We start from the raw sequence: 26,380 nt of genomic DNA, 5'->3' as shown, positions 1-26,380 counted from the left end.
AAAACAGGAGGCAATAAAGAAACCCATTCTGGGGTGGCGCTGGTAAATTTGTCGCATGCCTTCCCGGCCACAAACCCCACTAAAACTGCCGCCGATACCATGTCAACCTTGAACCTCGCCCTGCGGCTGGACCGCACTGACCTCTTCGGCGCCGTCGAATGGACGCTGGCCAACGCCCGCCGCACCGGCCTGCACCTGATCGACCTGTGCTTCGGGCAAGCAGCCGCGCCCTACCAGCTCACATTGTCGGTCGGCGCGGAAGATGCGGACCGGCTGGACCTGTTCGTCAGGCGCCTGGAAAACGGCGTGGACGTGCTGGAGGTCTTCGAGATAGCGGCGCCGGGCGAGGGTGCCGCCGAGGCGCCGGCGCGCATCGAGGCACGGCGTGACGTGGCGGAACCTTCGCTGGCATTGGCCTAGGCCGTTGCCAAAGAACCGGTCCCGGTACGCAACCCGGCACCGCGCCCGCCTGATTCAGCGCTGCTCGAAGCTGCGCGTGAAGTAGACCAGGCCGGCCTGCTCACGCAAGCGGTACAAGGAGGCCGGGCGGCGCCCGGTCTCCTTTTGCGCGCCCAGGTCTTCCAGCAAGTCCGCCGCGAGCATGCGGGTGCGGAAAGCCTTTTTTTCGAGAGGGCGGCCCAGCACGATCTCGTAGACATGCTGCAGTTCGCCTAACGTGAACGCGGCCGGCAGCAAATGCGCGGGCAGCGACGTGTACTCGGTCTTGCCCCGCACGCGCCCGAGCGCGGCGCTCAGCAGCGTGGCGTGATCAAAGGCCAGCGCCATCCCCACGCCATCGCCCTCCACCGGCGCCCAGCGCAAGTCGGCGGCGTTGCCGCCCTTCTGCAGAGCCAGCGTGTCATCCGCCAGCAAGGCAACGTAGACATGGGTGGTGGACCATCCGCGCGGATCGCGCGTGGCACTGCCCCAACTACCTACCTGTTCCAGGTAGGGACTATTGACCCCGGTCTTCTCCGCCAGCTTGCGCAACGCGCAGCCCTGCAGATCCTGGTCGCGTTCGATATCAACAAAGCCGCCCGGCAAGGCCCATTGGCCAGGAAATGGCTCGCCGGACTGTTGCGGCCGCTGCACGAGCAGGACCTGCAGCGCCCCCGCACGGATCGTCAGGATGACCACGTCGACGGTGGTCAGCGGGCGCGGGAATGCGGAGGTGGTGGGTTTCGTCATCGGGCGGGCGTTCCTGGAAGGAGGCGGTTCAAGCGGCTCAAGCGATTGAAGCGATTGAAGCGATTCACGCAGGATTATAGATTGACAAGTGTCTCAGCCACACTTATATTAGTGGCACAGACACACTTAATGCCAGGCGCCCGGCGCGGGCGAATCCAACACCACCACCGGAAAGGACCACCATGTTCGGCATCCGATTCATCAAGGCAGATCCCACCACCTATCTGATGCAGATGAAGAGCGGCAAGATCATCCGCGAAGGCAGCGGCCAGTCGTTCTACTACTACGCGCCCACCACATCCCTCGTTGCGGTGCCCGTGGGCAGCCAGATCCTGCCGTATATCTTCGAGCTGATCACGACCGACTTCCAGTCCGTCACCGTGCAAGGCAACCTCTCCTACCGCATCACCGAGCCGCGCAAGACGGCCGCCATGCTCAATTTCGCGCTCAAGCCGGACGGCCGCAACTACATCTCCGAGGATCCGCAGAACCTGCGCACCCGCGTGGAGGGCGTGGTGGAGGTACTGGTGCAGCAGGCCGTGAGCGCCGAAACGCTGCGCTCCGCGCTGCAGGCGTCCGACCGCATGGCCTGCCAGGTCGAAGGCGCGCTCAAGGCGCATCCAGACGTGCTGGCCCTCGGCCTGGAAATCCTGTCGTTCTCGATGGTGGCCGTCAAGCCGCGCGCCGAAACCGCGCGGGCGCTGGAAGCCGAGGTCCGCGAGCAGATCCTGAAGGCGGCCGACGACGCCATCTACGCCCGCCGCAACGCCGCGGTGGAAAACGAACGCGCCATCAAGGAAAGCGAGCTCGACACCGAAGTCGCGGTGGAGCTCAAGCAGCGCACGATCCGGGAAACCCAGATGGAAGCCGAAGCCGCGGTGCAGAAGAAACAGGCGGAACTGGAGGCCAGCACCATGGAGGCACAGATCACGCTGGAGGCACGCCGCAAGGAGTTCGTGGGCCTGGAGGCCGACAACACGCGCACCACCGCCGAGGCCGAGGCACACCGTCTGGGCGCCGTGATGCAGGCCCTGCAGGGCGCCGACGCGCGCATCGTGCAGGCGCTGGCCGCATCGGGCATGGCGCCGGGCCAGTTGATCGCGCAGGCCTTCGGCGGGATTGCCGACAAGGCCGAGAAGATCGGGCAGCTGAATATGTCGCCGGAACTGCTTCAGTCGCTGCTGGCACCACAGAGCAGCGGCCGCGCAAAATAACCGAAGATCCGCGCAGCTTCAAGACGCTTTAAGACGCTTCAAGCGGGATTAAGCAGTTAAATGAAAAAGGAGCCAGAACAATGAGCGCAACCGCCGATCGCAAGGTAGTGCTGGTGACGCGCAAGACACGGCTGGAAGAGCTGCTGGCGCGCTACCACTCGCTGGCGCAGGCACGCTTCTACCTCGAACACCTGGGCGCGGACATTACCGATTACCAGCGTGAGCACGACACCTATCTTGCCGCGCGCGAACAGGTGGCAGCCGTGCTGTCGCGCTACCTGCGCCGGCAGGTGGTGGACCGCCAGTTCCTGCCCAACTTCCTGTTCGGCCCGGAAGACATCGTGGTGGCGCTGGGCCAGGACGGCCTGGTTGCCAACACCATGAAATACCTGAACGGCCAGCCGCTAATCGGCGTGAACCCGGATCCGGCGCGCCACGACGGTGTGCTGCTGCCATTCAAGGTGGGCGACCTGGCGCGCGTGCTGGCCGAAGCCATGCAGGACCGCCGCCCCGCGCGCCCGGTCACCATGGCGCGTGCCGAACTATCGGACCAGCAGGTACTGTACGCGGTCAACGACTTCTTTATCGGGCCGCGCAGCCACACCTCGGCGCGCTACGAGATCCAGCTCGGCGCGCGCAGCGAGGTGCAGTCGTCGAGCGGCGTCATTGTCTCCACGGGACTTGGGTCCACTGCCTGGCTCAAGAGCATCGTCACCGGCGCGCGCGCCATTGCGCAGCCAGACGGTGGCGCCGAAGCCGCGTATCAACCCTTGCCATGGGATACCGACCGGCTGGTGTTTGCGGTGCGTGAGCCCTTTCCGAGCCGCGCCAGCCAGGCCACGCTGGTCTACGGCAACGTGCCGCGCGGCGAGCAGATCGTGCTGCGCTCGTTGATGCCGGAAACCGGCGTGATCTTCAGCGACGGTATCGAAGCGGATTTCCTGCAATTCAACGCGGGCACCGAGGCCCGCATTGGCGTGGCCGAGCGTAGCGGGCAGCTCGTGCAGTAGGGCCGCCCCCTTATTCGCCCTCCGGCAGCAGTTCGATCCCATCCAGCTCGGCCGCGCAGGTATCGCGCACGATGGAGACAAAGTCGCGCACATAAGGGCGCTGCGCAAGCGGCGCCGGCGTGGTGGCATAGAGCTCGCTCCACAAACCCTTGGCGCCGATGCGCTTGGCCAGCACGTAATCGTGGTCGACGTAGTTCTTCACGCCCCAGTTGGGCAGCGCTGCCACGCCGCGGCGGCTGGCCACCAGCTGCAGCACGGCCACCGTCAGCTCCGCCGTGCGCCGCTGCAGCTTGATGCCGGCGGGCTCCAGCACTTCGCGGATCAGGTCGATGCGCTGCTCCGGCACCGGGTAGGTGATCAGCGTTTCGCCGTCCAGGTCGGCCGCCTCGATCCGGCGCTTGTTGCGCAGCCGGTGCTCGTTGGCGATCACCGCGAGGATCTCGAAGCGGAACAGCGGCGCCACCGCCAGGCCGCGCTTGGCCGGCGGCATCGAGCCGATCACCATGTCCGTGCGGCCCTCGGCCAACAGCGCCAGGGGATCGGCGTGGAAGCCCGCCACCAGGTCCACCTCTACCTCCGGCCAGCGCCGGCGGAATTCGTCCATCACGGGCATCAGCCAGTCAAAGCAGGTATGGCACTCCAGCACGATGCGCAACTCGCCGCGCGTGTCGCCCTTGAGCCGGGCCAGGTCACGCTCGGCCGTGCTGATGGCCGCCAGCGTCTCGCGCGCCAGCGCCAGCAGCCGGTCGCCGGCCGGCGTGAAACGCAGGCCCTGGCGGGTGCGGTCGAACAGCGGCAGGCCGTAGTGTGCCTCGATGCCTTTGATCTGATGGGACAGCGCCGATTGGCTGACGTGCACGCGCTCGGCGGCCGTGGCGAGCTTGCCGGATTCGGCAATCGCTACCAGCGAGCGCAGGTGCCTGACTTCGATCACGGCTTGCTCCTGGAATGTAAGGAATGGCGCCTGGATGGCAGGATATGAAATTGATTCATACGTTGATTAAATCTTATCGCTTGATTCATTTTACGCTGGATTCCACACTGTGCGCCATCGTCACATTCCCAATATCCCAATACGGAGCACTGCATGGCACGCACTCATATCGCTGGATTTCCGCGCATCGGCGCCCAGCGCGAACTGAAATTCGCCCAGGAGGCGTTCTGGCGCGGCGAAACGGACGAGGCCAGCCTGCGCCAGGTAGCAGCCGGCCTGCGCCAGCGCCACTGGCAGTCGCAGGCGCAAGCCGGGCTGGACAGCGTGGCGGTGGGCGACTTCGCCTACTACGACCAGGTGCTGGGCCTGAGCGCCTTGCTCGGCGCCCTGCCCGCGCGTTTCGGCTTCGACCCGAAGCAGCTGAGCCTGGCGCAGTATTTTGAGCTGGCCCGTGGCAACAAAGGCCAGCCGGCCATGGAAATGACCAAGTGGTTCGACACCAACTATCACTACCTGGTCCCGGAACTCGGCCCCGACACCCGTTTCGACGGCGGCGTGGACTGGTTCTTCGACGAAGTGGAAGAAGCGCTGGCGCTGGGCCTCAAGGCCAAGCCGGTGCTGATCGGGCCGGTCACCTACCTGTGGCTGTCCAAGACCCACGTGGACGGTTTCGACCGCCTGAGCCTGCTGCCCAGCCTGGTGGCCGCCTATGGCCGCATCCTGGCCCGCCTGCGCGAACGCGGCATCGAATGGGTACAGATCGACGAGCCCGCACTGTGCCTGGACCTGGAGCCGGCATGGCTCGATGCCTATGACGGCGCCTATGCCGAACTGGCCAAGTCCGGCGCCAAGCTGCTGCTGGCCACCTACTTCGACAGCGCCGCCGACCACGCCGCACGCGCCGCCGCCCTGCCGGTGCAAGGCTTCCACATCGACCTGGTGCGCGCACCGCAGCAGCTCGACGCCTGGCGCAAGGTGCTGCCGGCCGGCGCGGTGCTGTCCGCCGGCGTCATCGACGGCCGCAACATCTGGCGCACCGACCTGCGCCGCGCGCTGGCCGCGCTGGCACCGCTGCATGCCGAACTGGGCGAGCGCCTGTGGGTCGCGCCGTCTTGCTCGCTGCTGCACGTGCCGGTCTCGCTAGAGGCCGAGCGCAAGCTCGATGCGGAAATCAGGACCTGGCTGGCCTTCGCCACCGAGAAGCTGGCCGAGGTCAGCGTGCTGGCCCGCGCCTTGAACGAAGGCGAGGCGGCGATCGCCCCCGAGCTGGCCGCCGCCGATGCCGCGCTGGCCTCGCGCCGCAGCTCGCGCCGCGTGGTCAACCAGCAGGTGCAGGCACGCGTCGCGGCAGTCACCGCTGCCATGGCCCAGCGCAAGAGCCCGTTCCAGACCCGCATCGAACGCCAGCGCGCCGCGCTGCAGCTGCCGGCACTGCCGACCACCACCATCGGCTCCTTCCCGCAAACGCCGGCAATCCGCCAGACCCGTGCCGCCTACCGCCGCGGCGAGATCGGCGCGCTGGAATACCTGCAGCGCATCCGCGGTGAAATCGAGACCGCCGTGCGCAAGCAAGAAGCGCTCGGCCTGGACGTGCTGGTGCATGGTGAAGCCGAGCGCAACGACATGGTCGAGTATTTCGGCGAGCAGCTGTGCGGCTACACCTTCACCGAAAACGGCTGGGTGCAAAGCTATGGCTCGCGCTGCGTCAAGCCGCCGGTGATCTACGGCGATGTGTATCGCCCCGAGCCGATGACGGTGGAAACCACGCGCTATGCGCAATCGCTCACCGAGCGTCCGATGAAGGGCATGCTCACCGGCCCCGTCACCATGCTGCAATGGTCCTTCGTGCGCGACGACCAGCCGCGCGCCACCACCACGCTGCAACTCGCGCTGGCGATCCGCGACGAGGTCTCGGACCTGGAACAAGCCGGCATCCGCATCATCCAGATCGACGAGCCCGCGCTGCGCGAAGGCTTGCCGCTGCGCAAGGGCGACTGGGCCGCGTACCTGGACTGGGCCGTGCATGCGTTCAAGATCTCGGCCGCCTCGGTGGCGGATGAAACGCAGATCCACACCCACATGTGCTACGCCGAGTTCAACGACATCCTGCCCGCCATTGCCGCGCTGGACGCCGACGTGATCACCATCGAAACCTCGCGCTCCGCCATGGAGCTGCTCGAAGGCTTCGGCGAGTTCGACTACCCCAACGAGATCGGACCGGGCGTATACGACATCCACTCGCCGCGCGTGCCTAGCGTGGAAGCCATCACGCACCTGCTGGAGCGCGCCTGCGAGGTGATTCCGCCGCAACGGCTGTGGGTCAATCCGGACTGCGGGCTGAAGACGCGCGCCTGGCCCGAAACCGAAGCCGCGCTGGCCAATATGGTCGCCGCCGCGCGCAGTCTGCGCGAGCAGATCGGCAAGGACAGCGCGACCAAGTGGCAGCGCGCCACCCGCCGCACCGGGCTGGGCGGGCACGCGGCACACCATGGCGCCGCGCACGCAGCGGGTTGCGTCGATTGCGCTAACCAGGCAGCCTGATCCGCGCCCAGTCGGGTCCGATCAAGTCCTACCAAGCCAACGGGCCGGCATGCCTCGCATGCCGGCCCGTTGGCCGTCTTACTTTCTCTTGCACGCAAAGCGGCAAAACGCCGCACCGCGACGGACAGACTGCCCCGGGCGCACGTTGCGGCATTGTGTCACATAGCGCACACCAGGCTTCCCTCCGTATCGTACGCGGCTATCCAAGCACGGTTAAAAGGCGCGGCCCAAAGCAGGCTTGGCGCCACAAGGGAAATCATGAAACGAGCCAGACACTGGAAGCAGCGCGCCGCCCTGCCCGCCGCCGCCTTCACCACATTCACCACATTCACCACCGCCGCGCTCGCACAGGCCAGCGCGCCCGCCACACCCGATGCAGCTGTCACGTTACCTGCGGCGACCGTTACGGCCAAGGCCCCAGGCTCGCTCACCGCGCCGAACGTGCAGCAGCAACAACAGGCACTGGACCAGACGGCCGGCTCGGTCGGCTTTGTCGACGCCGCGTCCTACAGCGACACCTATGCCAGCAATCTGCGCGACGTGCTCAAGGATGCGCCCGGCGTGTATGTGCAGGAGCGCTACGGCCAGGAACTGCGCCTGTCGATCCGCGGCTCGGGCGTTGCGCGCGGCTATCACGCGCGCGGCCTGGATCTCCTGCAAGATGGCGTGCCCACCAACTTTGCCGACGGCAGCGGCGACTACTACCAGATCGACCCGCTCGGCCTGAGCGCGGCCGAGATCTACAAGGGCGGCAACGGGCTGGCCTACGGTACCACCACGCTGGGAGGTGCGATCAACTTCACCACGCCCACCGCGCTCACCGCCGATGCGCCCAACCAGGTGCGCGTCGATGGCGGCAGCTTCGGCACGGCGCGCGCCAGCGGCCAGGTCTCGCGCCAGATCGGCGCCTTCGACTTTCTCGCCAACCTGAGCGTCAACCACTCGGACGGATTCCGTGCGCACGAGCGCGGCCAGTACGAGCAGTTCAACGCCAACTTCGGCTATCGGTTCAGCCCGGCGGTGGAAACCCGTTTCTACGTGGGCGCCTATATCGTCGACCAGCAATTGCCCGGCGCGCTGTCGCTCACCGATGCGCTGAACGATCCGAAGAAGGCCGCGCCGGCCGCGCTGTCCGGCGACCAGGCGCGCAACACCCGCACCGAGCGCGTGGCCAATGTCACCACCGTCAAGCTCGACAGCGGCCAGCTCGATGTCAGCACCTGGGTCATCCACAAGAGCCTGTACCACCCGATCTTCCAGGTCATCGACCAGGACTACTGGACCTATGGCTTCGCGCCGCGCTACACCGGCACCCAGACCATCGGCGGCCTGCGCAACCAGCTCATCGTCGGCGCGCGCTTCTTCGGCGGCAACAACGATGCGCGCCAGTACGTCAACAACGCCGGCAACCGCGGCGCGCAGACGCTTAACGCCGCGCAGGATGCGTACAACTACGAGGCCTATCTCGAAGACCGCCTTTACGTGACCCCCACCATCGCGCTAATGGCCGGTGCCAAGGCCTACCGCAATGTCCGCCGCTATCAGGACTACGGTGGCCTGCCGGCCAATCCCACGGCCAAGTCCGATAGCGCCACCTACAGCGGCGTGAACCCGAAATTCGGCGTGCTGTGGGAGCCGGTGCCTGACGTGCAGGCATTTGCCGACATCACGCGCAGCGCGGACGTACCCGACTTTACCGACCTGAGCCAGACCATGGCCACCACCACCCGCTTTGTGCCACTAAGCGCGCAGCGCGGCTGGACACTTGAGCTGGGCACGCGGGGCAAGCGCGAACGGTTCTCCTGGGACGTGACGGCCTATCGCTCGCTGGTGCGCGACCAGTTGCTGCAATACACCACCAATCCGAATATCCCGGCCGCTACCTTCAACGCCAACCGCACCACGCTGCAAGGCGTGGAGCTCGGCGTCAGCGGCGACGTGCTGCAAAACCTGTTCGGCTCCGGCGACAAGCTCACGCTGTCGCAACTGTGGAACTACAGCGACTTGCGCTTCGACAAGGATCCGCAGTACGGCAACAACCGCATCGCCGGCATACCCGAGCACGTGCTGCGCACCACCATTGCCTACAGCCGCGCGGCCGGGCTGCGCGTTGCCGGCACCATCGACTGGGTGCCGGGCGGCGCCTATGTCGACTACGCCAACACGCTGCGTACGCCTGGCTACGTGCTGTTTGGCCTGCAGGCCAGCTACGAATTCCAGCGCGGCGTGACGGTGTTCCTGGATGCACGCAATCTCGGCAACAAGCGCTATGTGAGCGACTTCAGCACCGTGGCCGATGCGCGGACAGCCAACACCGCGGTGTTCTATCCCGGTTCAGGCCGCGCGCTCTATGCCGGCGTCAAATACAAGTTCTGAGCCTGCGCCTTGTCATGAAAAAAACCCGCCTCGGCGGGTTTTTTTCATGACAAGGCGCGGCTTGGGGCCCGCAATCACTCCACCCGCATCACCGGCGGCGTGCTCCAAGTGCCGTCCAGCATCACCTGCCGGGGCCAATACACCCGCATCATCAGGTTGAAGCCATCAGGCGGCGCCGGCAGCCAGTTGACCACCCGCTTGCCCGCTGGGCGCGCATTCTGAATATAGATATCGAGCGAGCCGTCACGGTTGTACCGCAGCCGGTCGCGGTCCCCGATGGCATAGCGGTTGAGCGGATTGGCGACAAACGCCTGCTTGTCGTTATAGAGCGTCAGTGACCAGAAGGCCATGCTCGGCGGCATCTGGCCCTTGTTGAAATGCATCACGTAGCGGTTTGCCCCGTTCAACGGCTTGCCGGCGGCGTCGACCCGCGTGCTGGGATACAGCGCGTCCGCCGGCAGGTTGGCGCCAAGCCCAACCCAGGCCACCAGCGCGCGCTTGCCGTAGGCCGTGCCGTAGTTGCCGAGATCCCGGTGCACGGTCCATTTGCCGTCCCCTTCGCCGCCACCGCGCTTGGCCATGGCCACGATACCCGCCAGGGCAGCGGTGGCGCCCTCCTGCACCGCGCGGGCCGTCGATGGCTCCAGCGCGGTCACGGAGAAGGGCATGCCCGAAACGATCCCGAACTGCTTGATCGATTCCACCATGGCCGCATCGGCCGCGGCCGGAGGATTGGCCGGCAGCAGTTCGGCGAAACGGGTGAAGAACGCCTGCGCGTCCATCGCCGCCACCTGCTCAACGGGCGGCGTTTCCACATCCACCGGAACCGCTTCGGGCAGCATCGCCTCGGCGGGCTTGGGCCGCGCCTTGCCGCTACGCTGCAAGGCGGAGAGCGGCGCCAGGCGATATTGGTCCTGCAGGCGGCGGACCGCTGCGTAATCCTGCTTGCCATTGGTTTGCGTACGGCCGATCAGCCACACCATCTCGGTCGGCGAGCGGATTTCAGTGACCCCTGGCGGCAAGGTGCCGTTCCACATCGGCCCCGTTACGGCGTAGACCGCTTTTTTGGTGCCCGCGGTGCGCTTGCCCGGCGACGCGAAGACGTTGGTCCAGGCGTCCATCAGCGGCATCAGGTAATAACGCCCGTGCGTGTCGGGCAGCGAGAGGATCACCGGGCCGCCGGACAAATCCAGCCATGCCGTCGAATAGAGCGTATCGGCATTCGGGCTGACGACGTCGGTGAAGGTGGCATCCGGGAAACTGCGCTTATGCGAGAAGGTATTGGCCGGCACGCGGGCACTCATGACCTCACGCGTGACATCCATCAGCACCAGCGGATAGGCGTAGACAAAAATCCGGGCAGATAAAGCCTTGATCGCCCCATCGGACGGCGGCGAAGCTGGCTGCGGCGCCGCGGAAGTTTGCGGGCCCGCGGCGCAGGCAGACAACAGCAGACCGAGCGCAAGCGCGCTCGCAATTCGGCGTAGCGAAATAATCATGACCCCGGTTCCTCGTCGGAATGGCTACCTTCCATGCAATTTTCGCCGACGAACGGGCGACATCGTTGCACAGAGGCGCGTCTATTTTCCCGAGCGATGATGTTCCCGGCAACCGGAGTTGTCAATTGAACAACGGTAAACAGTGAGGGCAAACGCACCAACGCCCACCAACGCTGCCCCCAAGCAATGCATTTGACTGGAAAGCTGATGGTCCGGTGCAGCCTCTCATTACGACTGCGCTTATCTTGGAAATTACCTTGGCGATTACCTTGATGATTATCTTACCGATAAGAGCCGTCTGATGAAATTAATATGACCAAGCCCCTGGAATCCATTATTTTCCCAACATATTCGGCCTGGATCGCTGCCCGGCAAAGCCGGAGCCTGAGCGCGTGGGGCTGCGGCGCGCACCCGTACGCGCAACATCCAGAAGTGCATGACAAAGCGCACAAGCGAAGCGACTCGGATTGTGTCGTCTGGCGGATCTGAAAGTAGTTTTGTCCGTTCGGTAACGCTCGGAAGCCGTAGATTCATAACACCGGACATGGGACCGCCCGCGTTTTCTTCCCTGGCAACTCCAATCGATGCCAGCGGCGGCCTGCGCAAGATCATCAGGAGGAAGGCCGGCAACGCGAGCCGCGCCTCGTCCGGTAGCGGCGGGCCATTTGTGGCCGGCCGCAACATATCGCCCCCTTCCCGGCCCTTGCACTGGCCGGAGTGGAGCGGGAAGCGGAGCAACATGCGATGCATGACTACGACATCGACGCGGAGCCGCCCGGGCTCCAGGTATTCGAAGGCGTCGTGACTCGACATCTGCTCGACGAGATCAATGCGGCAATCGACGCCAGCCGGGAAACGTGGCGGCCGGCGGATGGCCGCCGCGCCACGCAGGCAGCCGTGCAATTTGCAGACATGCTGCGGCAAAACGAAGGCTTTCAACTGGCCGAACGGCAGGCCTGCGAGATCTCAAGACGATGGGCACGCAAGGCCGGCTGGGAGCTCAACGGCGAGCCGCCACTGTGCGTGCTGCGCTGTGTCAATAGCGGCTTGCCCGCCCAGAGCCACCTGCGGCATTACGACTCCCATATCCTGACGCTGCTGATTCCGCTGCAAGAGGCGCAGGCCACCCAGGAAAACGGGGACCTGATCATCTACCGGCGCCAGCGCCATGCGGTGACGGCCATGTCGAATATCGTTGCGAAGATCCGGCTGATCCTGTTGCGTAACCTGCCGTTCGTCATCCGCCGCGCGCAGACCTTCCGCCATCTTGCCGAGCACCAGTGCGACCGCATCGCCTGTGTGCCGGGCAATGTCTATGCGTTCAACGGCTTCGTCACGCTGCATGCCAACCTGCATGCCGAGGCGGGCGAGCGCCGCTCATTGATCGTCCACTATTATGATCCCGGCCTGACCGCCGGGCTCAGCACGGTGCCGCGCGCGTGGCGCGCGTTGCGCGACCGGCTGCTTGACGCGTTCCAGCACACCAGGCCGCGGGCCTGAAGCCACGCCCTCCTGTCATCCCCCATCGGTTCCGCTTGGGCGCCCGGATCATTTCGCCGATACTGGGTAAGCGGGTCGTCGCCCCAGCGGCGCCAGACTGCGAATTGCATCTACGCGATCGATGGGACCGTCATGGCAACTGGCAGTGCGATGCTGGGCAAGCACCCTGACCTGTCGGCTGCGCAGGTTTATCTCTTCGCCTTTACCCTGGGCTGCACCACCGGCGTGGACTTCGTGGCGTCGTCCATGATGGGCGTCGCGGGCACCCATATCCGGGGTGGCATTCACGCCTCGCCTGAGGACTTTCTCTGGAGCCTCACCTCCTATGCCGCCGCGGCCACCGTTGCCAACCTGGTGCTGCGGCGCATCGCGCAGGACATCAGCTATCGCGGATTTACCCTGCTCGGCCTGCTCATCGCCACCGTGGGCGCCGCGCTTTGCGCCGTCTGCAATACACCGCTCGAACTGAGCCTGGCGCGCGCGGTGCAGGGTCTTGGCGCGGGTGGCCTGTTCACCGCGTCGCGCATCATCATCCAGCTGGCAGCCGCCCGTGAAGAGCGCCGGCCCCTCTTCCTGGGCTTCAACGCCGGCGGCATGGATTGGGTGACCGTCATATTGCTGGGCATGGGCGTGGCGCTGATCGCCGTGGCGCAGCGCGCGCTGCGCTAAGCCGCTTCAAAGAAGGTGGCGGGAGGGGGCGGAGGACTCAGCGGCGCACGGAATTGCGACGTAAGTATGGATGCCGGACCGGCAAAAATCCCCCGAAGTGGCGGGATTGTGAGCGAACGAATGGGTTCTACAATGCGGCTGCGCGGGGCATACGCTTCGCCAGGCGAGCCGCACAGGAAGCACAACCATGACGCTTTATCTACTCGGATTCCTATTCTTCGAAGCCTTGTGGTTCTTCCCGTTCAGGAAGGTATTCAAGGCTGCCCATTTTGGTCCCCTCTACGCGTATCTGGCGCTGCTGCCGTTCATCGGGCCGCTGCTGTGCATCTGGATTCTCGCCTCACGCCCCTGGCCCCTGAAATCCAAGCTGGTCCGCTCGTTCTCGCAGGCGTAGCGCGTGCGGCGGGCCGCGTGACCCAATCAGAAATCGTGGTCCCCCAGCATGACGGGGTTAATAGACGGGTCCGCAGACCACTTCTGCAAGGCCACTTCCTGGATGCGGTCGAGATTACGCTCGAAAATATCCAGGTGGCTGCCAATCTGGCCCTGAGCCAGTTCATCCAGCGCCGAGCGCGAAACAAAGCCGCTGCTGTCCACGCCGTTTGCCACAATGGAAAAACCGATTTGCTCGCCATCGTCGGACGGGGCCGGATTGAGTATCAGGAAGGCTGTCGACATCGTTAGCTCACGTTGATTCGGAGGCTGGATCGTAGCATGAGCGACTCCGCGCGATCGAGATGCACAATCGGCGTCCATGCACGCCGTCATGGGAAGGGTATCGCCCGATTCCATGACCATCCCCTCTTCCATGAGTATCTTCCTTGCGCACTAAAGAGCACATGAATGTGCATCACCGCCAGGAGACAAAAGCATGGATCGTCGTCATTTCCTTACCACCGCGGTTGCAGCCGCCGCGCTCGGCGCAGCCCCCGCCTTTGCCAATGGCTGGCCAAGCCGCCCGCTGCGCCTGGTCGTGGCCTACCCTGCTGGCGGCGGCACCGATGTGGTCGCGCGGCTGTTCGCGGACTTCCTTGGCAAGGCCCTTGGCCAATCGGTCGTGGTCGAGAACAAGCCGGGCGGCGCGACGATTCCCGCGACGCTCGACGTGATCCGCGCCAAGCCGGACGGCCACACGCTGCTGATGACGCTCGGCTCCTCGGCCACTTCGGGTGCCCATATCAACAAGGTTCCCTACGACCCGCTCACCGACCTGACCGCGCTGGCCGAAGCCGCACGGGCACCCGTCCTACTGGTCGCCACCAGGAACGCGCCCTTCTCCACGCTGGCGGAGATGATCACCTACTCCAAGAGCGCGAAGTCGCCGCTGCATTCGGCCTCGTATGGTCCGGGCACATCGTCGCACTTTGGCCCGCTGCTGCTGAACAAGCTATCTGGCAGCCGGCTCGAGCCGGTGTTGTACAAGGGTTCGGCTCCTGCCACGCAAGACCTGGTGGGTGGCGTGGTGCCGGTAATGATCGACGGGCTGACCACCGCCGTGCCGCTCTATCAGTCGGGCAAGACCAAGGCGCTGGCCATCACCACGCCCGAACGCTCCGACATGGCGCCGGGCGTCGCCTCGTTCCGTGAACTGGGGTTTCCGGGCATGGAGCAATTGAGCGGCTACTTCGCGCTGTTCGGCCCCAAGGCCATGCCGGCGGACGTGGTTGGCGCGGTCTCGGCGGCGATCCAGAAGGTGCTCGCCGACCCGGCCTATCACAAGCGGCTGTTCGCGGTCGGCGTGCTGCCGCCGCAGGCCATCACGCCGCCCGCCTTCGCCGCGCAGGTCAAGGCGGACTACCTGCGCTGGGGCGAGTTCATCAAGGAGATCGGATTCACCATCGACGCTTGACCGGCAGCGCGGCGACTGCCGTGCGCCCCGTCGGTGCCGCGTCAGAGCCGCGCGGCAGCCGCCGTGAGCCAGGCCGCGGTCTGGTCGGGAAATGTGACCGGCAACATATGGCCGCCAGGGACAAGTTCGAGATCCAGCGCCGGCAGCTTGTCCTTCATCGCCTTGCCCTGCGCCTGCCAGTCGAGCACGGCATCCCCGGTCCCGTACAGGATGCTGATCGGCAAGGCCAGCGAGGCATAGCGCTGCGCCATGGATGGCAGGTCCTCCTCCACGCTGACCATATCCGTCGATGTGGCATAGAAGCTGCGCGGCCTCAGGCTGAGAAGGCCGCCGCCTACGGTGCCGAAATCCTGCGGCGGCCGGTCGGGGCTGAAGACCAGTTCAACCATGGTCTTGCCGCGCAAGATAGATCGTGGGATCGCCCACGTCCACGCGATCACACGGCGCATGGTGGCTGAGGAAATCGACAGCGTACGGAACATGGGCGGCACGCCCTCCACCGGATGCGTCAGCGGTGCAATCAACGCCAGTCCGCCGACCGTGCCGGGATGATCGAGCGCGACGCCAAGCGCCACCGCGCCACCCAGGGAGTGCCCGACCAACAGCGGATTCTGCAGGTCTAGCGCACGGATGAACTTGGCCACGACGGTGCTCTGCACGCTCAGGCGGGCCGACATCGCCGATGGCCGGGTCGAATGGCCCGAGCCGGGCCGGTCGACCAGGATCACACGGAACCGGCCGGTCAGTTTTTCAAGCAGTGCGTAGGAAAAATTGCCGGTCTGCCCCCCCAGCCCGTGAACCATCACGATGGCCGGGCCCTCGCCCTTGTCGATGTAATGGAGGCGGGCGCCATCGATCTCGATGAACTTCCCCTTGGGCGGCAGCGCATTTTCCACCTTGCGCGCAATCAGGCCGGAGAATGCCACCAACCCAAGCAGAACGACGGCGCCCACGGCGACGCAGGCAATCAATATGGTCATTGTGTATGTACCTTCACCCTTGAAATTCAACCTTGACGTTCAAGCATTATCCATTAGCCATCCACCGAGGCAGCCGTGCCCGCGCGGCCGAAGGCCATCTCGCTGTCTTCCACCTTGCCGAACTTCAGGGCCATCAGGTCGAACAGGTAGTTTTGATGCACCTTCCACGGCCGCCTGGAGCCCTGCTTGGGCAAGATGTTGCTGGCCCGCTGGACATAGCCGGAGCTCAGCGAGAGCGAAGGCTCCTCATCGGATGCCGGATCTGTGCGGCGCGGCGCGCACCAGGCATGGCCCTTCGCGTCCATATGATTGATCAGGCGGCACACGTAGGTCGACGAGAGCTCGGCCTTCAGCGTCCAGGAAGCGTTGACATAGCCCATGGCTACCGCCAGGTTCGGCATGTCGCTATACATCATGCCCTTGTACATGAAGGCCTGCGCCGGGTTCATCGGGGTGCCGTCCACCTCGATCTTCATCCCCCCGGCCACCTTCAACTGAAGCCCGGTAGCCGTGATGATGACATCCGCGTCGAGCCGCTCGCCGGAGCGCAGCAGCAGGCCAGTCTCGGTGAACGACTCGATCTGGTCTGTGACCACCGAAGCCTTGCCTGAGCGGATGGACTTGAACAGATCCGAGTCGGGCACCAGGCAGAGCCGCTGATCCCATGGCTTGTAAGACGGCGTGAAATGCTTGTCGATATCGTAGTCCGGACCAAGTTGCGCGCGCACCCCCTTGAGGATCTTGCTCTTGACCAGGTCCGGCTTCTTGCGCGAGAGATTGTAGAAATACATGCCCAGGAGCACGTTCTTCCAGCGCGTGGCCCGATGCGCCATGGACGCCGGCAGCCGCCGCTGCAACCATGCGGAGACAGCGTCGCTGGACGGGCGCGCCACGATGTACGTTGGCGAGCGCTGCAGCATGGTCACGTGGGCCGCCCGCTCGGCCATCGCCGGCAGCAGCGTGACGGCCGTGGCGCCGCTGCCGATCACGACCACCCGCTTGCCGTCGTACGCCAGGTCCGCCGGCCAGTGCTGGGGGTGCACCATACGGCCATTGAAGCGCTCCATGCCCGGCCACCCGGGCATATAGCCGTCCGCATAGTCGTAGTAGCCGCTGCACAGGTAGAGAAAACTGCAGGTAAAACGGGCAGGCGTGCCTTGCGGGCCTACCGTGGCATCGACCGTCCACCTTGCGGTCTCGGACGACCACGACGCACGCGATACGCGATGGCCAAAGCGGATGTGCCGCTCGATGCCGAATTCCTTCGCCGTGCCGCGGATGTATTCGAGGATCGAGTCACCATCGGCAATGGATTTTTCGCTTCGCCATGGGCGAAAGCTGAAGCCCAGGGTGTACATGTCCGAATCGGACCGTACGCCGGGGTAGCGAAACAGGTCCCATGTCCCGCCGATGGCGTCGCGCCCTTCCAGGATCGCGTAAGTCTTGCCCGGGCAACTGGTCTGCAGATGGTAGCCAGCGCAGATGCCGGAAAGCCCCGCCCCGACTACCAGCACATCGATGTGCTGCGCCGCGGCCTGCCCCGGCGCCTGCTCGTCCTGGCGCTCCGGCACCGCTGTGCCGTCGTGAACGTCGGGATGCGGGTGCTTCGCATTGCCTGAAAGCATTGATCGTCTCCTGTTGGCCAAACCGAGCCGGCGCTTGTCGCGTCGAATTCTCACGGTGCATCCGTGCTGTATTCAGACTAGACTAGGGTGTTCACCCTAATTAATCAACCGAGATTGCCAAAACTAGGGCTTACCCCTAACCATCTGTCGTGCAAACATGCAGATAACGGAATATGCAGGGAGTTACCAGCCATGACGGTGCAAATCGCGCCAGCCCGGCGCCCCAAAACGCGCGAGCGCATCCTTGACGCTTGCCTGAGCCTGTTCAACGAGCGCGGGCCAGTCGTCGTAACCACCGCGGAGATCGCCTCGGCTGTCGGCATACAGGAAGGGAATCTCTACTATCACTTTCACCGCAAGGAACAGATCCTCGATGCCCTGTTCGACAACTTCGAGAGGGCGCTGCGCGACACCTCGGTTGCGGATCTGGCACAAGGCGATGCCCCCAACCGTTTCGCGGGCTACCTGAGCGGCTGGTTCAACCTGATGTGGGAGTGGCGCTTCTTCTATCGCGATGCGGCGTCCATCCGCGGCCTGGCGCCAACGCTGAGGTTGCGCACCGAAGCGCTGGCCAACGACGGACAGCACCATGTCCGTCGGGTGTTCGGCGCCATGCAAGCGCAAGGATTGCTGCGCGCCACGCCCGAGCAACTTGACCAGTTAGTCGTCAACACGTGGATCGTATCGACCTACTGGATCGACTACCTGCGGTCACGCCATGGCATCGATGCCATCAAGCGCGAACACATCAATTGGGGCGCGTCGCAGGTCATGAGCCTGTTCTCGCCATTCCTCACGCAGGCCGGCACCGGCTTGCTGAATATCCAGCCAAGCGAAGGCTGACGCAGCGCGCCGCGACCTTGAGAGGCAATTCTCCACCGCCCTCTAATTGCCAACGCCAGCATGGCATGCCATTAAAGGCACACAGAAGTCAATAAGGCAATTCTCAATTTTTCTAAAAAAAGCCACTAAAGTCATTTTTGCTGTTTTTCTACAGTAGAATCCCGGCCTTGCGAGCGCGCGAGTCCTAAGACATTTCGGATTGAGTCCTAAGACATTTCCGAATACCCGCCAATGTTCATAGGCCAGCGCGTTCGCTTGAATGCGCGGCACCTTGCATCTCTCGCTGCCCTCCCTTCATTTTTGACTCTGCCCATGCAAGCTTTCCGACTTGTCGTTTTGCTGTTTACTGCCCTCGCGGCGACCCAGGCAGCCGCTGCCGACAGCGTCGCCTTTGCTGGCTTTGCCTATGCCGGCGACGCTCAGCAGATCGCGGCCCGCTTCCCGGTTACGCGACAGGTCGAGGCCGAGCTGACCGCCTCCGGCAGCGCGCCGAACAAGGCCATCAGCCGGTCCCTGGCCGCGCGCCCGCCCGCCAATTTCACGCTGTCCAGCGACGGCATGGCCAGCCTGAAGAATAGCGACCAGGCTCTCGCCACCGCACTGGTGGTAACCAGCGAGACTATCTCGTCCGAGCGCTTCGGCCGCCTGTACAAAGTGCTGGCCAACGTGCGTGGCCAAGCCCTGGTGTTCGACTTCAAGGCCATGACGGTGCTGCGCGCCTACCCGATCAACGTGACCTACCTCGACGTGCTCGACCATCAGCCCAGCGAGCGTGAGAAGCGCGACCGCGTCAAGCGCCTGCTGCTCGGCGGCGACAAGCCGGGCCTGTTCGATCGTTACGCTCAGGTCCTGTCGGGCGCGAAGCTGCCGTCGTCGGGCACCCGCTACCTGCAAGTGTCGCAAGTCAACGTGGCGCCCGAAGCGCTGGCCCAGTTGCCCGAAGGCCTGAAGTCGGGCTCTGGCGTGGCCGAAGGCTGGCTCGCCGACATGTTCGGCGAAGCCCTGCTGGATAAGGCTGGCGTACCGATCCTGCCGTTCACCAAAGGCTATGCCATTGGCAATGCGATGGCGATGCGCTTTGCCGACGGCGAGGTCTTCAACCTCAAGCTGCCTGAGCCCGACTACACCATCCAGGTGGACCTGAAGGGCTTCAAGCGGGTCGAGTACGGCAGCTCCGCGGCCGGCACCAGCTACATCTACGCGGTGTACAGCCACGTCAAGCTGGGCGAGCCGATGTCCGGCAAGCAGTACCTCGACGCCGATTTCAAGAACGGCGAAGTGAAAGCCGTCCCCGTCACGCAATCAGAGATCGACGATTTCCCGGCATACGCGGATTCCCTGCGAGGCCTGTTCACCAAGCTGTCCAGTTCGCTGGGCGGCCAGGACAGCGACTGGCTGGCTGCGGCATCGTCGGGCGATAACGTTGGTAAACAAGTAGATGTCACAAGAGGAGTGGTCAAGTCATGCAAGTAATCCGTCAGCTCTGTTGGCTGTTTTTGTTCGCGTGCAGCCTGGCGTCGGCACAGGTGGTGTCATCCAAGGGCATGGCAAACGTGAAGTACGACAGCTCGGTGTTCTCGAGCAAGGCCAGCGCCGAGGACAAGGACCGCGCCTTCAAGACCGCGCAGGTCAACGCCATCGAGCGCTACTACGCCGAGAGCGGTGAGTCGCAAGCCGAGAATTTCGACAGCATCCGCGACAAGGTCGCGGCCAACCTCGACAAGTTCGTGCTGGGCGCGACCATCATCAGCGAGGAAGACAAGAAGGACGCCAGCCAGTATTCGGTGGTGGTCCGCGTCGACATCAACGTCGCCAAGCTGCGCAACGCGGTCAAGGGCGGCGCGGCTGTGGCCACCGCCTCGGACGCGCAGAAATCCCCGCTGACCTTCCTGTTCGTGGCGCGCCAGCAGGACTCCGTCAAGTCCTTCGATACGCGCGTCTACAAGCGCGCGGACATGAAAGAAAACGTCAACGAGAAGTCGACCCGCAACAGCTATTCGGCCAATGCCTCCGTCTCCGTCGAAACTGGCGGCAGCCGCACCCGCAAAGCGGATGACGTGAGCTGGCGCCTGGTGCCGTCGGGCAACCTGAACTCGGTGTTCACCGGCGTGTTCGCGCAGTCGGGCTTCCAGGTGGTGGAAGCCGCCTATGTCGAGCCCTCCTCGGGTGGGCACCTGCGCATCAGCGCGCTGGAAAACGACTACAAGAGCGGCAACGACCTGCAACCCGCCACCATGCGAGAGGCCGTGCTGGGCCTGCAGACCGCCCAGGTCCCTTACCTGGCGCTCGGCACGCTCGACATCGGCATGCAGGACAGCGACCCGGTCACCGGCCTGACCCGCGTGTACGTGACGGTAACGGCCAAGCTGCTTGACGTGACCACGCGTTTCCCGCGCACGGTGTCGTCGGTCGGCCCGGTCCAGTACGCCGGCACCGGCCCGGACGCCAGCGTGGCACAGACCAACGCGCTCAAGCGCGCGGCCGATTCTGCGGCACGCGAACTGGCGGCGCAACTGAACAACGCCAAGGTCCGCTAATTGCTCCCAGGCCGGCGCAAGCGCGTCACGGTGCCGTAGGGCCGGCCTTCCTACCCCTTTGCTTTCCCTGGAGAACAAACATGTTGAAGAAAGTCATCTCGATCGCTGCACTGTCCCTGCTGGCCGCTGGCCAGGCCCACGCCCTGCCTTCGCTGGGCAGCCTGACGGGTGGTTCGTCCTCGTCCAGCAGCGGCGCCACCGCCGACGCAAGCGGCGCGCAAGATCAGTTGTCCAAGGCCTACGTCGCTGCCGGCCGCGAAGTGCTGGTGGCCCAGTCCCACCTGGCGGACGCGGTTGGCCTGAAGGAACTGTCGGCCAAGGCAAAGGCAACGGCTGACGCGTTGACCGACGGCGCCACCAAGGGCAACCTGGAAGACTCCGACAAGCTGCAGAGCGAAGCCTCGGCCGCCATCGAAGCCAAGCTGAAAGACTCGAACACCAAGATCGACGCCGCCGGCAAGCAATCGTACGTCGAAGGCATGAAGCACCTTGGCCTGGGCGTGCTGCGCTATGTGGGCCTGCGTCCCAGCCTGATCGCCTTCAAGGATGCCGCACAGTCGCAACTCACCAGCGCATCGGTGATGGAAAAGCTGACGCTGACCAACAAGCTGTCGACGGGCACCTACATCGCTAGCGAAGCACCGGGCCACGTGACCCGCCTGGGCAGCACGCTGCAGGCTGCCACGGCCTACGCGAAGAGCAACGAAATCCCCGTGCCGAAGGATGCCACTGCGGCACTCTCGGCCAAGTTCTAAGCCTGTTGCCATCGTGAACCAGAGCGGAACACTCCCCATGAAATGGCATCGTGCGCTGGCCGTCTGCGGCCTCGCATTGACGGTGTCGGTGGCTGGCTGCAAAGGCCGTGACGCAGAGCCGCCACCTGCCGCCGCATCCGCCGGCGCTTCCGCGCCGGCGGCAAGCGGCAGTGGCGCACCCGACGTGGGCCAGGTCGAAAAGGTGCGGGTCACCACCACCGGTCTTGGCCATACGCCGGCCGAAGCCATCGACCAGGCACTGCGCCAGGCCGTCATGCAGGTCAATGGCATGACCATCGAGCAGTCGTCGACGCAGTTCAAGTCGGTGCTGGGCCTGGCCGTGGGACGCGATCCGCTCACGCTGAGCTCGGCCGGCTTCGCGGAGCTGGTGAGCCAGAGCAGCCGTGGCGCCATCAGCAACTTCAAGGTGATCGAGATCAGCGAGCCCGGCCTGACCGAGCGCATGATCAAGGCCACCATCGAAGCCAATGTGGCCAAGTACAAGGCGCCGGCGGACCAAGGCAAGCTGCGCATCGCCATCGCCCCGCTGCGCGTGGACAGCCGCGCCGGCGGCGACACCGTGCGCATCGCCGCCGAGCTGCGCCAGCGCATTATGGACGCGCTGACGCAGAGCGGACGCTTCACCGTGCTGGAGCGCGATGTTGCGCCGGAGCTCGGTGACGAAATGGATCGCATCTCGAACGGCCAGACCTCGGCGGACCAGTTCGCCAAGCTCGGCCAGGGACTCGGCGCGGACCTGATCTGGTTTGGCCGCGTCAATGCCTTCGAGCCGGGACGCCGCGCCAATGCAGATGGCGAGGGCAGCGTGCCAGGGCACTGGTCGGTCTCGCAGAAGTTCGTCAACGTGACCACCAGCGAAGTCCTGTTCAGCAATACCGCCAAGGGCGACGCCGGCCGCGCGGCAGGCGAGCGCGTGGAAGCCATGGAAGGCGCCGTCGTCTCCAAGGTGGTAGCCGACATCCTGGTGCGCCTCTACCCGGTCAGCGTAGCCTCCCGCGATGGCCACAACGTGGTGCTGAGCCAGGGTGGCCAGTCGGTGAGCAGCGGCACAGCCTATCAGGTCGTCATGCTGGGCAACGAGCTGCGCGATCCGCAGACCGGCCGCTCGCTCGGACGTACCGAGCAGGAATGCTGCACCGTGGTGGTGGACCGGGTCACGCCCTCCTTGTCGTACGGGCATCTGGAAGACGTCAAGGTAAAGCTTGACGATGTTCCAGCTGGCTCCCTGCAGTTGCGCGCGGAAATTCCGCCTGCGCCGGCGGCTGATACCAAGCCCAAGAAGAAGGCAGCACCGCGCAAGGAAGAGTCCCTGGGCCCGCCCAAGAGCGACTCGAACTGGTGATCGGGTGATCGGGTGATCTGTTGAAGCCTTAGCGCCAGCCGGGCTGAAGAACGGCTCGCACTACAAAGCCGCACGCCATCCTGGCGTGCGGCTTTGTCCATTCTGGGCGCCGCCTGCGCATGCCATCGCCATCGCCATCGCCATTGACGACAGGCAAGCACGCGAAATGGTCCTAAGGTAAGAGTTGGCCCCCTCCTGCGCGACTGGCAGTTGGGGTTCTTTGAGTCACTTACCGGAGAGGAACATGTCAGTGACGCTCAGGTATTGGTCAGAAGACGGCGATGAGGAAACCGTCAATGTATCGTCCGCTCAACTCCTGTCTCAGATTGCGCCCCAACCCCTTTCGCGATCGCAGAAGCCGCCACCGGCCACTGAAGAAAAGCCGATCAAGTGGACCATCCCGGACGACCCGCCGGGTGATTTCGCCTAGCGCACAACGGCAAGGCGACAATGCAAAAAGCCCGTGCGGCTTGAACCGGACGGGCTTTTGGAATTTGGTTGCGGGGGCAGGACTTGAACCTGCGACCTTCGGGTTATGAGCCCGACGAGCTGCCAACTGCTCCACCCCGCGAATGAGAATATACGCGGATTGGCGGCATCTGGATAGCCTTAATACAAAAAGAACTGAAAAGTGCTAGCGCCCATTCTTTTTGGCGTGCGGCGGCGGCCGCTCCATGTACGCTCGCGAGTGCACGCAGCCGCGCCAGCGCCACTCAGCTATTTCCATCTATCCACTGCTTCGCCCACTCGTAAGCCGCGATTTTTGCGTCGGCTGCGGTGGCGTGATTGCGGCCGATGGATTTGGAATCCTGCACTACCGCCCCGTCCTCCCAGATCGCGCATGACGCGATGTGCAAACCGTCCTTGATCGTCTTGCAGAAGACGTGGACTACGTACCCTTTGTACTCTGTCATGCCGCTTTCCATCGGTGTCCTGGCTCCCCTGCATGCTTCTCGTCGAAATCTCGCTGGATCCTAGCACGCGCAGGGTTTTTCATTCACATCAGCACCGGCGTATCCCCGACACGAAATGCCAATTGTCATTTTTTGCAAAATTGCCGAATCACCCCACCGCCGGGGGGGGTGCCTTCGACGTCTCTTCCTGTAATCTGCATGCGCAGCGTGGTCAGGGACTCGAAAACCCGCTGTATCTACAGATAATAAGGAAAGGAAAATCCAATGAGTATTAGAGGGAAATCCAGGTCGGGGATGAATCGCCGCACCCTGCTGACGCCCGCAGTGGCAGCGATCACGCTTGCCGTATTGAGCGCGTGTGGCGGAGGTGGAGACGGCGGCACGGCGACGACCCCGGCGAGCCAGGCTGCCAAGGTAACGCTGCAAGGCACGGCAGCCAGCGGCGCCTTTATGGCCAATGCCCTGGTCACCGTCTATGACGCTGACGGAAAAGTCGTGGGCAGCAACACGGCAGATGGCAGTGGCCATTTTGAATTCGATGTCACCGCCTTCCGTGCACCGTTTGCGGTTGTCGCAACGGGCAGCAGCGGCGGCGACCAGCTGACCTATGTCTCGGTGCTGGCGACCAAGCCAACAAATGGCTCTGCAACCGTCAATGTCACGCCACTGACGACTGCCGTTGCTGCGCTCTTGGTTGGTGGCAACCCCCTGGACCTGACGAAGCCGTCGGTGCTTGGCAGCAAAGCAAGCAGCGCCCAGGTGCAGCAATTCGTCAGCTTGCTGCGCTCCGTGCTTGCCAATGTCACGAGCGATGCGGGACTGGACCCCGCCGCGTTTGATCCGATTTCCACGCCACTCAGCAAACAGGGGGAAGGTGCCGATAGCGTTCTCGACGTCATCCGGGTCACGCTGACAACGAGTGGCGCAAAGCTGACAAGTACCGGCTCCGTGATCGCCGGCAACAATGCCGCACACGAAGTCATCCTGACAGCGGACTCGCTGACATCGCCTCCGCCCGCGTTGCCCAAGCCTGAAGTCAAAACCAATGCCGCGACGTTTGAAGGCATCCGTGCTGCCCTGCAGGCTTGTTTTGCGCTGGATCCCACGGCCCGCGCGGATGGCACCAGCGTGCTTGGCGCTTGCAGCACCGCATTCTCGAGCGATTACCTGAACAACAGCTATACCGCTCGCGACGACATGTTCACCCTGCTGGCAGCGAGCGACATGAAGGGCGCGAAGTTCGAGGCGCCAGTTGTCCTGTTCAATTCGACCAATGCCCAGAACCAGGCAACCGCGCTGGTACGCCTGCCCTTCGTTCGCGCCGACAAATCCACCGACCACATCACACGCATTGTCACCAACCGTGCGCCCGCCGGCTGGCAGTTGACGGGCAACCAGCGCAGCTACGAAGCTGCGGTCACGCGGCGAATCAGCAAGGTCACTGAGTTAAATCCGCTATCGGCGCAGGGGATCGTATCGCGCTATGAGAGTTCGCTGCGTTTTCTGTTCAACCCCGCCCGGGGCGCAGGTATGAATGTGCAACTGGTACGGGTGACGGGCCCGGGATTGCCGGCTGTGGGCATTATCCTCTCGCGCTCTCGCGTTTGCGGCAGCTACAGCAATCTGGTGGTACAAAATCTGGCCGGATCGCTGACCTACGCCACAGACGATCCTGTGATGCCCAACCAGATCATCGGCGACAGCGGGCAATCGAGCAGCACCGTGGTCCTGGCGGCCACGGCAATCGATAGCAACCAGGCAGTAAAGTGGGGCGGGCTATCCACCGGCGGCAACACGTACCTGCCTGCAGCCCTGTCGGACTCCGCCATCGAGAGCCTTCCGGCCTATGGCCGCTACAAGTTCGAGGTGTGGAACCGCAACCTCAACTCCAGCTACAAAACCAGCCTGGCAGCGGCTGACGATACGTTCTACGTGACTACGTCGGGCAGCGTGCTCACGCCGTCGGTACTGGCGCGGCAGACCTGGAACAGCATCGACGAAGGCAGCCTGGACTTTGTCACCACGGGGGGCAGCAAAACTGCGGCGCAGTCCGGCACGCAGATCAGCTGGACGCAAAACGCGGAGACGGTCGACCGCGCCCTGGCGTTTGGCTCCCTGCAGAGTGCGCTGCCACTGCCAGAGCGCGTGCTGATTCAGGGATTGCCTGTCGCGCGGTCCGCTCGCAGCGATACGGTCAGTGCAACCAATTCGGCATCGAGCGCGCAGCTGACGCCCTGCAACACCGCGGTATTCCCGGCATTCGGCCTGGCGGGCGACCAGCGCACTGTCGAAATCCGATCCACGAGCGCGGACGACACGCAGAAGTTCGTGCGTATTGTTGGTACGGTGCGGTAACTGAGATGCTATCGCCGCTGACAATGGTCAGCGGCGATTACGCATGGAAAAAGGCCGGCGCTTGCCGGCCTTTTTCATCACGAATGATCTGGAATGATCTGGATATCTCCATCTCGGCAATTCATCGCGATTTCCGTCGCACTTTCCGTCACACTTTCGATCGCGCAAAAGCAAAACCCCCCAGTACTTTCGTACTGAGGGGTTTCAAGGGAGAGCCTGGCGATTACC

25 protein-coding genes and 1 tRNA gene are annotated in these 26,380 nt (G+C 64.2%); 18 read left to right on the top strand and 8 right to left on the bottom strand.

Features of this window, described 5'->3' with window-relative positions:
• The first annotated feature begins 99 nt into the window (after window positions 1-99).
• Entirely contained in the window at window positions 100-420 is a 321-nt protein-coding gene (locus AC1RQC_RS24210; RefSeq protein ID WP_492371179.1) for a hypothetical protein, read from the top strand.
• Between the two features lie 54 nt (window positions 421-474).
• On the opposite strand, the gene AC1RQC_RS24205 is transcribed toward AC1RQC_RS24210, so the two are convergent.
• Window positions 475-1,188: an NUDIX hydrolase gene (locus AC1RQC_RS24205; protein WP_492884851.1), complete on the bottom strand. Its 714-nt coding sequence runs from the start codon at window positions 1,186-1,188 to the stop codon at window positions 475-477.
• Window positions 1,189-1,370: 182 nt separating this feature from the next.
• On the opposite strand from AC1RQC_RS24205, the gene AC1RQC_RS24200 reads away from it, so the two are divergent.
• Window positions 1,371-2,402, top strand: coding sequence for an SPFH domain-containing protein (locus AC1RQC_RS24200; RefSeq protein WP_492884849.1), 1,032 nt, complete (start codon window positions 1,371-1,373; stop codon window positions 2,400-2,402).
• Window positions 2,403-2,482: 80 nt separating this feature from the next.
• A complete protein-coding gene (locus tag AC1RQC_RS24195; RefSeq protein ID WP_150984653.1) occupies window positions 2,483-3,412 on the top strand; it encodes a diacylglycerol kinase catalytic domain-containing protein in 930 nt (309 codons plus the stop codon).
• 10 nt (window positions 3,413-3,422) lie between these two features.
• Here AC1RQC_RS24195 and AC1RQC_RS24190 read toward each other — a convergent pair whose 3' ends face one another.
• Complete coding sequence (locus AC1RQC_RS24190; RefSeq protein WP_006156332.1) at window positions 3,423-4,346, bottom strand: LysR family transcriptional regulator; 924 nt, start codon at window positions 4,344-4,346, stop codon at window positions 3,423-3,425.
• A 153-nt stretch (window positions 4,347-4,499) separates the two neighbouring features.
• On the opposite strand from AC1RQC_RS24190, the gene metE reads away from it, so the two are divergent.
• Both metE and AC1RQC_RS24180 read left to right on the top strand, forming a co-directional pair.
• Complete coding sequence (gene metE, locus AC1RQC_RS24185; RefSeq protein ID WP_492884847.1) at window positions 4,500-6,887, top strand: 5-methyltetrahydropteroyltriglutamate--homocysteine S-methyltransferase; 2,388 nt, start codon at window positions 4,500-4,502, stop codon at window positions 6,885-6,887.
• A gap of 258 nt (window positions 6,888-7,145) precedes the next feature.
• The gene (locus tag AC1RQC_RS24180) at window positions 7,146-9,263 is read left to right on the top strand and encodes a TonB-dependent receptor family protein (protein WP_492884845.1); all 2,118 of its coding nucleotides are present in this window, start codon (window positions 7,146-7,148) and stop codon (window positions 9,261-9,263) included.
• A 74-nt stretch (window positions 9,264-9,337) separates the two neighbouring features.
• On the opposite strand, the gene AC1RQC_RS24175 is transcribed toward AC1RQC_RS24180, so the two are convergent.
• Window positions 9,338-10,762 (bottom strand): DUF1254 domain-containing protein, encoded by a 1,425-nt coding sequence (locus AC1RQC_RS24175; RefSeq protein ID WP_492884843.1) that lies wholly within the window; start codon window positions 10,760-10,762, stop codon window positions 9,338-9,340.
• A 312-nt stretch (window positions 10,763-11,074) separates the two neighbouring features.
• Between AC1RQC_RS24175 and AC1RQC_RS24170 the strand changes: the two genes are divergently transcribed.
• From AC1RQC_RS24170 to AC1RQC_RS24155, 4 genes are all read left to right on the top strand, one after another.
• The gene (locus AC1RQC_RS24170) at window positions 11,075-11,251 is read left to right on the top strand and encodes a hypothetical protein (protein ID WP_492811863.1); all 177 of its coding nucleotides are present in this window, start codon (window positions 11,075-11,077) and stop codon (window positions 11,249-11,251) included.
• A 255-nt stretch (window positions 11,252-11,506) separates the two neighbouring features.
• The gene (locus AC1RQC_RS24165) at window positions 11,507-12,262 is read left to right on the top strand and encodes a hypothetical protein (RefSeq protein WP_492371171.1); all 756 of its coding nucleotides are present in this window, start codon (window positions 11,507-11,509) and stop codon (window positions 12,260-12,262) included.
• A gap of 132 nt (window positions 12,263-12,394) precedes the next feature.
• Window positions 12,395-12,931, top strand: a complete 537-nt coding sequence (locus tag AC1RQC_RS24160) for an MFS transporter (protein ID WP_492884841.1) — start codon at window positions 12,395-12,397, stop codon at window positions 12,929-12,931.
• Window positions 12,932-13,118: 187 nt separating this feature from the next.
• Window positions 13,119-13,325: a hypothetical protein gene (locus AC1RQC_RS24155; protein ID WP_492371169.1), complete on the top strand. Its 207-nt coding sequence runs from the start codon at window positions 13,119-13,121 to the stop codon at window positions 13,323-13,325.
• Window positions 13,326-13,351: 26 nt separating this feature from the next.
• On the opposite strand, the gene AC1RQC_RS24150 is transcribed toward AC1RQC_RS24155, so the two are convergent.
• Window positions 13,352-13,609, bottom strand: coding sequence for a hypothetical protein (locus AC1RQC_RS24150; RefSeq protein ID WP_416052717.1), 258 nt, complete (start codon window positions 13,607-13,609; stop codon window positions 13,352-13,354).
• Window positions 13,610-13,802: 193 nt separating this feature from the next.
• On the opposite strand from AC1RQC_RS24150, the gene AC1RQC_RS24145 reads away from it, so the two are divergent.
• Window positions 13,803-14,780 carry a tripartite tricarboxylate transporter substrate binding protein gene (locus tag AC1RQC_RS24145; RefSeq protein ID WP_492371167.1) on the top strand — a complete coding sequence of 326 codons (978 nt, stop codon included), beginning with the start codon at window positions 13,803-13,805 and terminating at the stop codon, window positions 14,778-14,780.
• Window positions 14,781-14,821: 41 nt separating this feature from the next.
• On the opposite strand, the gene AC1RQC_RS24140 is transcribed toward AC1RQC_RS24145, so the two are convergent.
• Both AC1RQC_RS24140 and AC1RQC_RS24135 read right to left on the bottom strand, forming a co-directional pair.
• Window positions 14,822-15,760, bottom strand: a complete 939-nt coding sequence (locus AC1RQC_RS24140) for an alpha/beta fold hydrolase (RefSeq protein WP_492811858.1) — start codon at window positions 15,758-15,760, stop codon at window positions 14,822-14,824.
• A 53-nt stretch (window positions 15,761-15,813) separates the two neighbouring features.
• Complete coding sequence (locus AC1RQC_RS24135; RefSeq protein ID WP_492884839.1) at window positions 15,814-17,385, bottom strand: flavin-containing monooxygenase; 1,572 nt, start codon at window positions 17,383-17,385, stop codon at window positions 15,814-15,816.
• 192 nt (window positions 17,386-17,577) lie between these two features.
• Here AC1RQC_RS24135 and AC1RQC_RS24130 point away from each other — a divergent pair, with 192 nt between their 5' ends.
• The 6 genes from AC1RQC_RS24130 to AC1RQC_RS24105 all read left to right on the top strand — a co-directional run bounded on the left by AC1RQC_RS24130 (window position 17,578) and on the right by AC1RQC_RS24105 (window position 23,313).
• On the top strand, window positions 17,578-18,228 hold the full coding sequence (locus AC1RQC_RS24130; protein WP_492371164.1) for a TetR/AcrR family transcriptional regulator: 651 nt from the start codon (window positions 17,578-17,580) through the stop codon (window positions 18,226-18,228).
• Between the two features lie 312 nt (window positions 18,229-18,540).
• Window positions 18,541-19,701, top strand: coding sequence for a hypothetical protein (locus AC1RQC_RS24125; protein WP_492371163.1), 1,161 nt, complete (start codon window positions 18,541-18,543; stop codon window positions 19,699-19,701).
• On the top strand, window positions 19,692-20,765 hold the full coding sequence (locus AC1RQC_RS24120) for a hypothetical protein (protein WP_441631497.1): 1,074 nt from the start codon (window positions 19,692-19,694) through the stop codon (window positions 20,763-20,765). The genes AC1RQC_RS24125 and AC1RQC_RS24120 overlap by 10 nt, the downstream gene beginning before the upstream one ends.
• Before the next feature lie 80 nt (window positions 20,766-20,845).
• A complete protein-coding gene (locus tag AC1RQC_RS24115; protein WP_441631495.1) occupies window positions 20,846-21,520 on the top strand; it encodes a hypothetical protein in 675 nt (224 codons plus the stop codon).
• Between the two features lie 37 nt (window positions 21,521-21,557).
• The gene (locus AC1RQC_RS24110; RefSeq protein WP_492826757.1) at window positions 21,558-22,883 is read left to right on the top strand and encodes a CsgG/HfaB family protein; all 1,326 of its coding nucleotides are present in this window, start codon (window positions 21,558-21,560) and stop codon (window positions 22,881-22,883) included.
• 244 nt (window positions 22,884-23,127) lie between these two features.
• Window positions 23,128-23,313, top strand: coding sequence for a hypothetical protein (locus tag AC1RQC_RS24105; protein ID WP_492371161.1), 186 nt, complete (start codon window positions 23,128-23,130; stop codon window positions 23,311-23,313).
• 65 nt (window positions 23,314-23,378) lie between these two features.
• On the opposite strand, the gene AC1RQC_RS24100 is transcribed toward AC1RQC_RS24105, so the two are convergent.
• Window positions 23,379-23,454: transfer RNA gene (locus AC1RQC_RS24100), tRNA-Met, on the bottom strand.
• A gap of 142 nt (window positions 23,455-23,596) precedes the next feature.
• Window positions 23,597-23,797: a DUF6566 family protein gene (locus AC1RQC_RS24095; RefSeq protein WP_492371160.1), complete on the bottom strand. Its 201-nt coding sequence runs from the start codon at window positions 23,795-23,797 to the stop codon at window positions 23,597-23,599.
• A 294-nt stretch (window positions 23,798-24,091) separates the two neighbouring features.
• Between AC1RQC_RS24095 and AC1RQC_RS24090 the strand changes: the two genes are divergently transcribed.
• Entirely contained in the window at window positions 24,092-26,152 is a 2,061-nt protein-coding gene (locus AC1RQC_RS24090; protein WP_492884837.1) for a hypothetical protein, read from the top strand.
• 5 nt (window positions 26,153-26,157) lie between these two features.
• Window positions 26,158-26,380 (top strand): hypothetical protein (locus AC1RQC_RS24085; RefSeq protein WP_492884835.1); only part of this gene is annotated, 223 nt, incomplete at its 3' end.

Source organism: Cupriavidus sp. GW822-FHT03E04 (assembly GCF_058801495.1).
The sequence above is the reverse complement of the archived record's forward strand: the minus strand, read 5'-3'. Positions and strand labels throughout refer to the sequence as shown.

Coding starts and splice junctions, on each gene's coding strand:
- AC1RQC_RS24210 (WP_492371179.1), top strand. CDS start 100: ATGTCAACCTTGAACCTCGCCCTGCGGCTGGACCGCACTGACCTCTTC.
- AC1RQC_RS24205 (WP_492884851.1), bottom strand. CDS start 1,188: ATGACGAAACCCACCACCTCCGCATTCCCGCGCCCGCTGACCACCGTC.
- AC1RQC_RS24200 (WP_492884849.1), top strand. CDS start 1,371: ATGTTCGGCATCCGATTCATCAAGGCAGATCCCACCACCTATCTGATG.
- AC1RQC_RS24195 (WP_150984653.1), top strand. CDS start 2,483: ATGAGCGCAACCGCCGATCGCAAGGTAGTGCTGGTGACGCGCAAGACA.
- metE (WP_492884847.1), top strand. CDS start 4,500: ATGGCACGCACTCATATCGCTGGATTTCCGCGCATCGGCGCCCAGCGC.
- AC1RQC_RS24180 (WP_492884845.1), top strand. CDS start 7,146: ATGAAACGAGCCAGACACTGGAAGCAGCGCGCCGCCCTGCCCGCCGCC.
- AC1RQC_RS24175 (WP_492884843.1), bottom strand. CDS start 10,762: ATGATTATTTCGCTACGCCGAATTGCGAGCGCGCTTGCGCTCGGTCTG.
- AC1RQC_RS24170 (WP_492811863.1), top strand. CDS start 11,075: ATGACCAAGCCCCTGGAATCCATTATTTTCCCAACATATTCGGCCTGG.
- AC1RQC_RS24165 (WP_492371171.1), top strand. CDS start 11,507: ATGCATGACTACGACATCGACGCGGAGCCGCCCGGGCTCCAGGTATTC.
- AC1RQC_RS24160 (WP_492884841.1), top strand. CDS start 12,395: ATGGCAACTGGCAGTGCGATGCTGGGCAAGCACCCTGACCTGTCGGCT.
- AC1RQC_RS24155 (WP_492371169.1), top strand. CDS start 13,119: ATGACGCTTTATCTACTCGGATTCCTATTCTTCGAAGCCTTGTGGTTC.
- AC1RQC_RS24150 (WP_416052717.1), bottom strand. CDS start 13,609: ATGTCGACAGCCTTCCTGATACTCAATCCGGCCCCGTCCGACGATGGC.
- AC1RQC_RS24145 (WP_492371167.1), top strand. CDS start 13,803: ATGGATCGTCGTCATTTCCTTACCACCGCGGTTGCAGCCGCCGCGCTC.
- AC1RQC_RS24140 (WP_492811858.1), bottom strand. CDS start 15,760: ATGACCATATTGATTGCCTGCGTCGCCGTGGGCGCCGTCGTTCTGCTT.
- AC1RQC_RS24135 (WP_492884839.1), bottom strand. CDS start 17,385: ATGCTTTCAGGCAATGCGAAGCACCCGCATCCCGACGTTCACGACGGC.
- AC1RQC_RS24130 (WP_492371164.1), top strand. CDS start 17,578: ATGACGGTGCAAATCGCGCCAGCCCGGCGCCCCAAAACGCGCGAGCGC.
- AC1RQC_RS24125 (WP_492371163.1), top strand. CDS start 18,541: ATGCAAGCTTTCCGACTTGTCGTTTTGCTGTTTACTGCCCTCGCGGCG.
- AC1RQC_RS24120 (WP_441631497.1), top strand. CDS start 19,692: ATGCAAGTAATCCGTCAGCTCTGTTGGCTGTTTTTGTTCGCGTGCAGC.
- AC1RQC_RS24115 (WP_441631495.1), top strand. CDS start 20,846: ATGTTGAAGAAAGTCATCTCGATCGCTGCACTGTCCCTGCTGGCCGCT.
- AC1RQC_RS24110 (WP_492826757.1), top strand. CDS start 21,558: ATGAAATGGCATCGTGCGCTGGCCGTCTGCGGCCTCGCATTGACGGTG.
- AC1RQC_RS24105 (WP_492371161.1), top strand. CDS start 23,128: ATGTCAGTGACGCTCAGGTATTGGTCAGAAGACGGCGATGAGGAAACC.
- AC1RQC_RS24095 (WP_492371160.1), bottom strand. CDS start 23,797: ATGACAGAGTACAAAGGGTACGTAGTCCACGTCTTCTGCAAGACGATC.
- AC1RQC_RS24090 (WP_492884837.1), top strand. CDS start 24,092: ATGAATCGCCGCACCCTGCTGACGCCCGCAGTGGCAGCGATCACGCTT.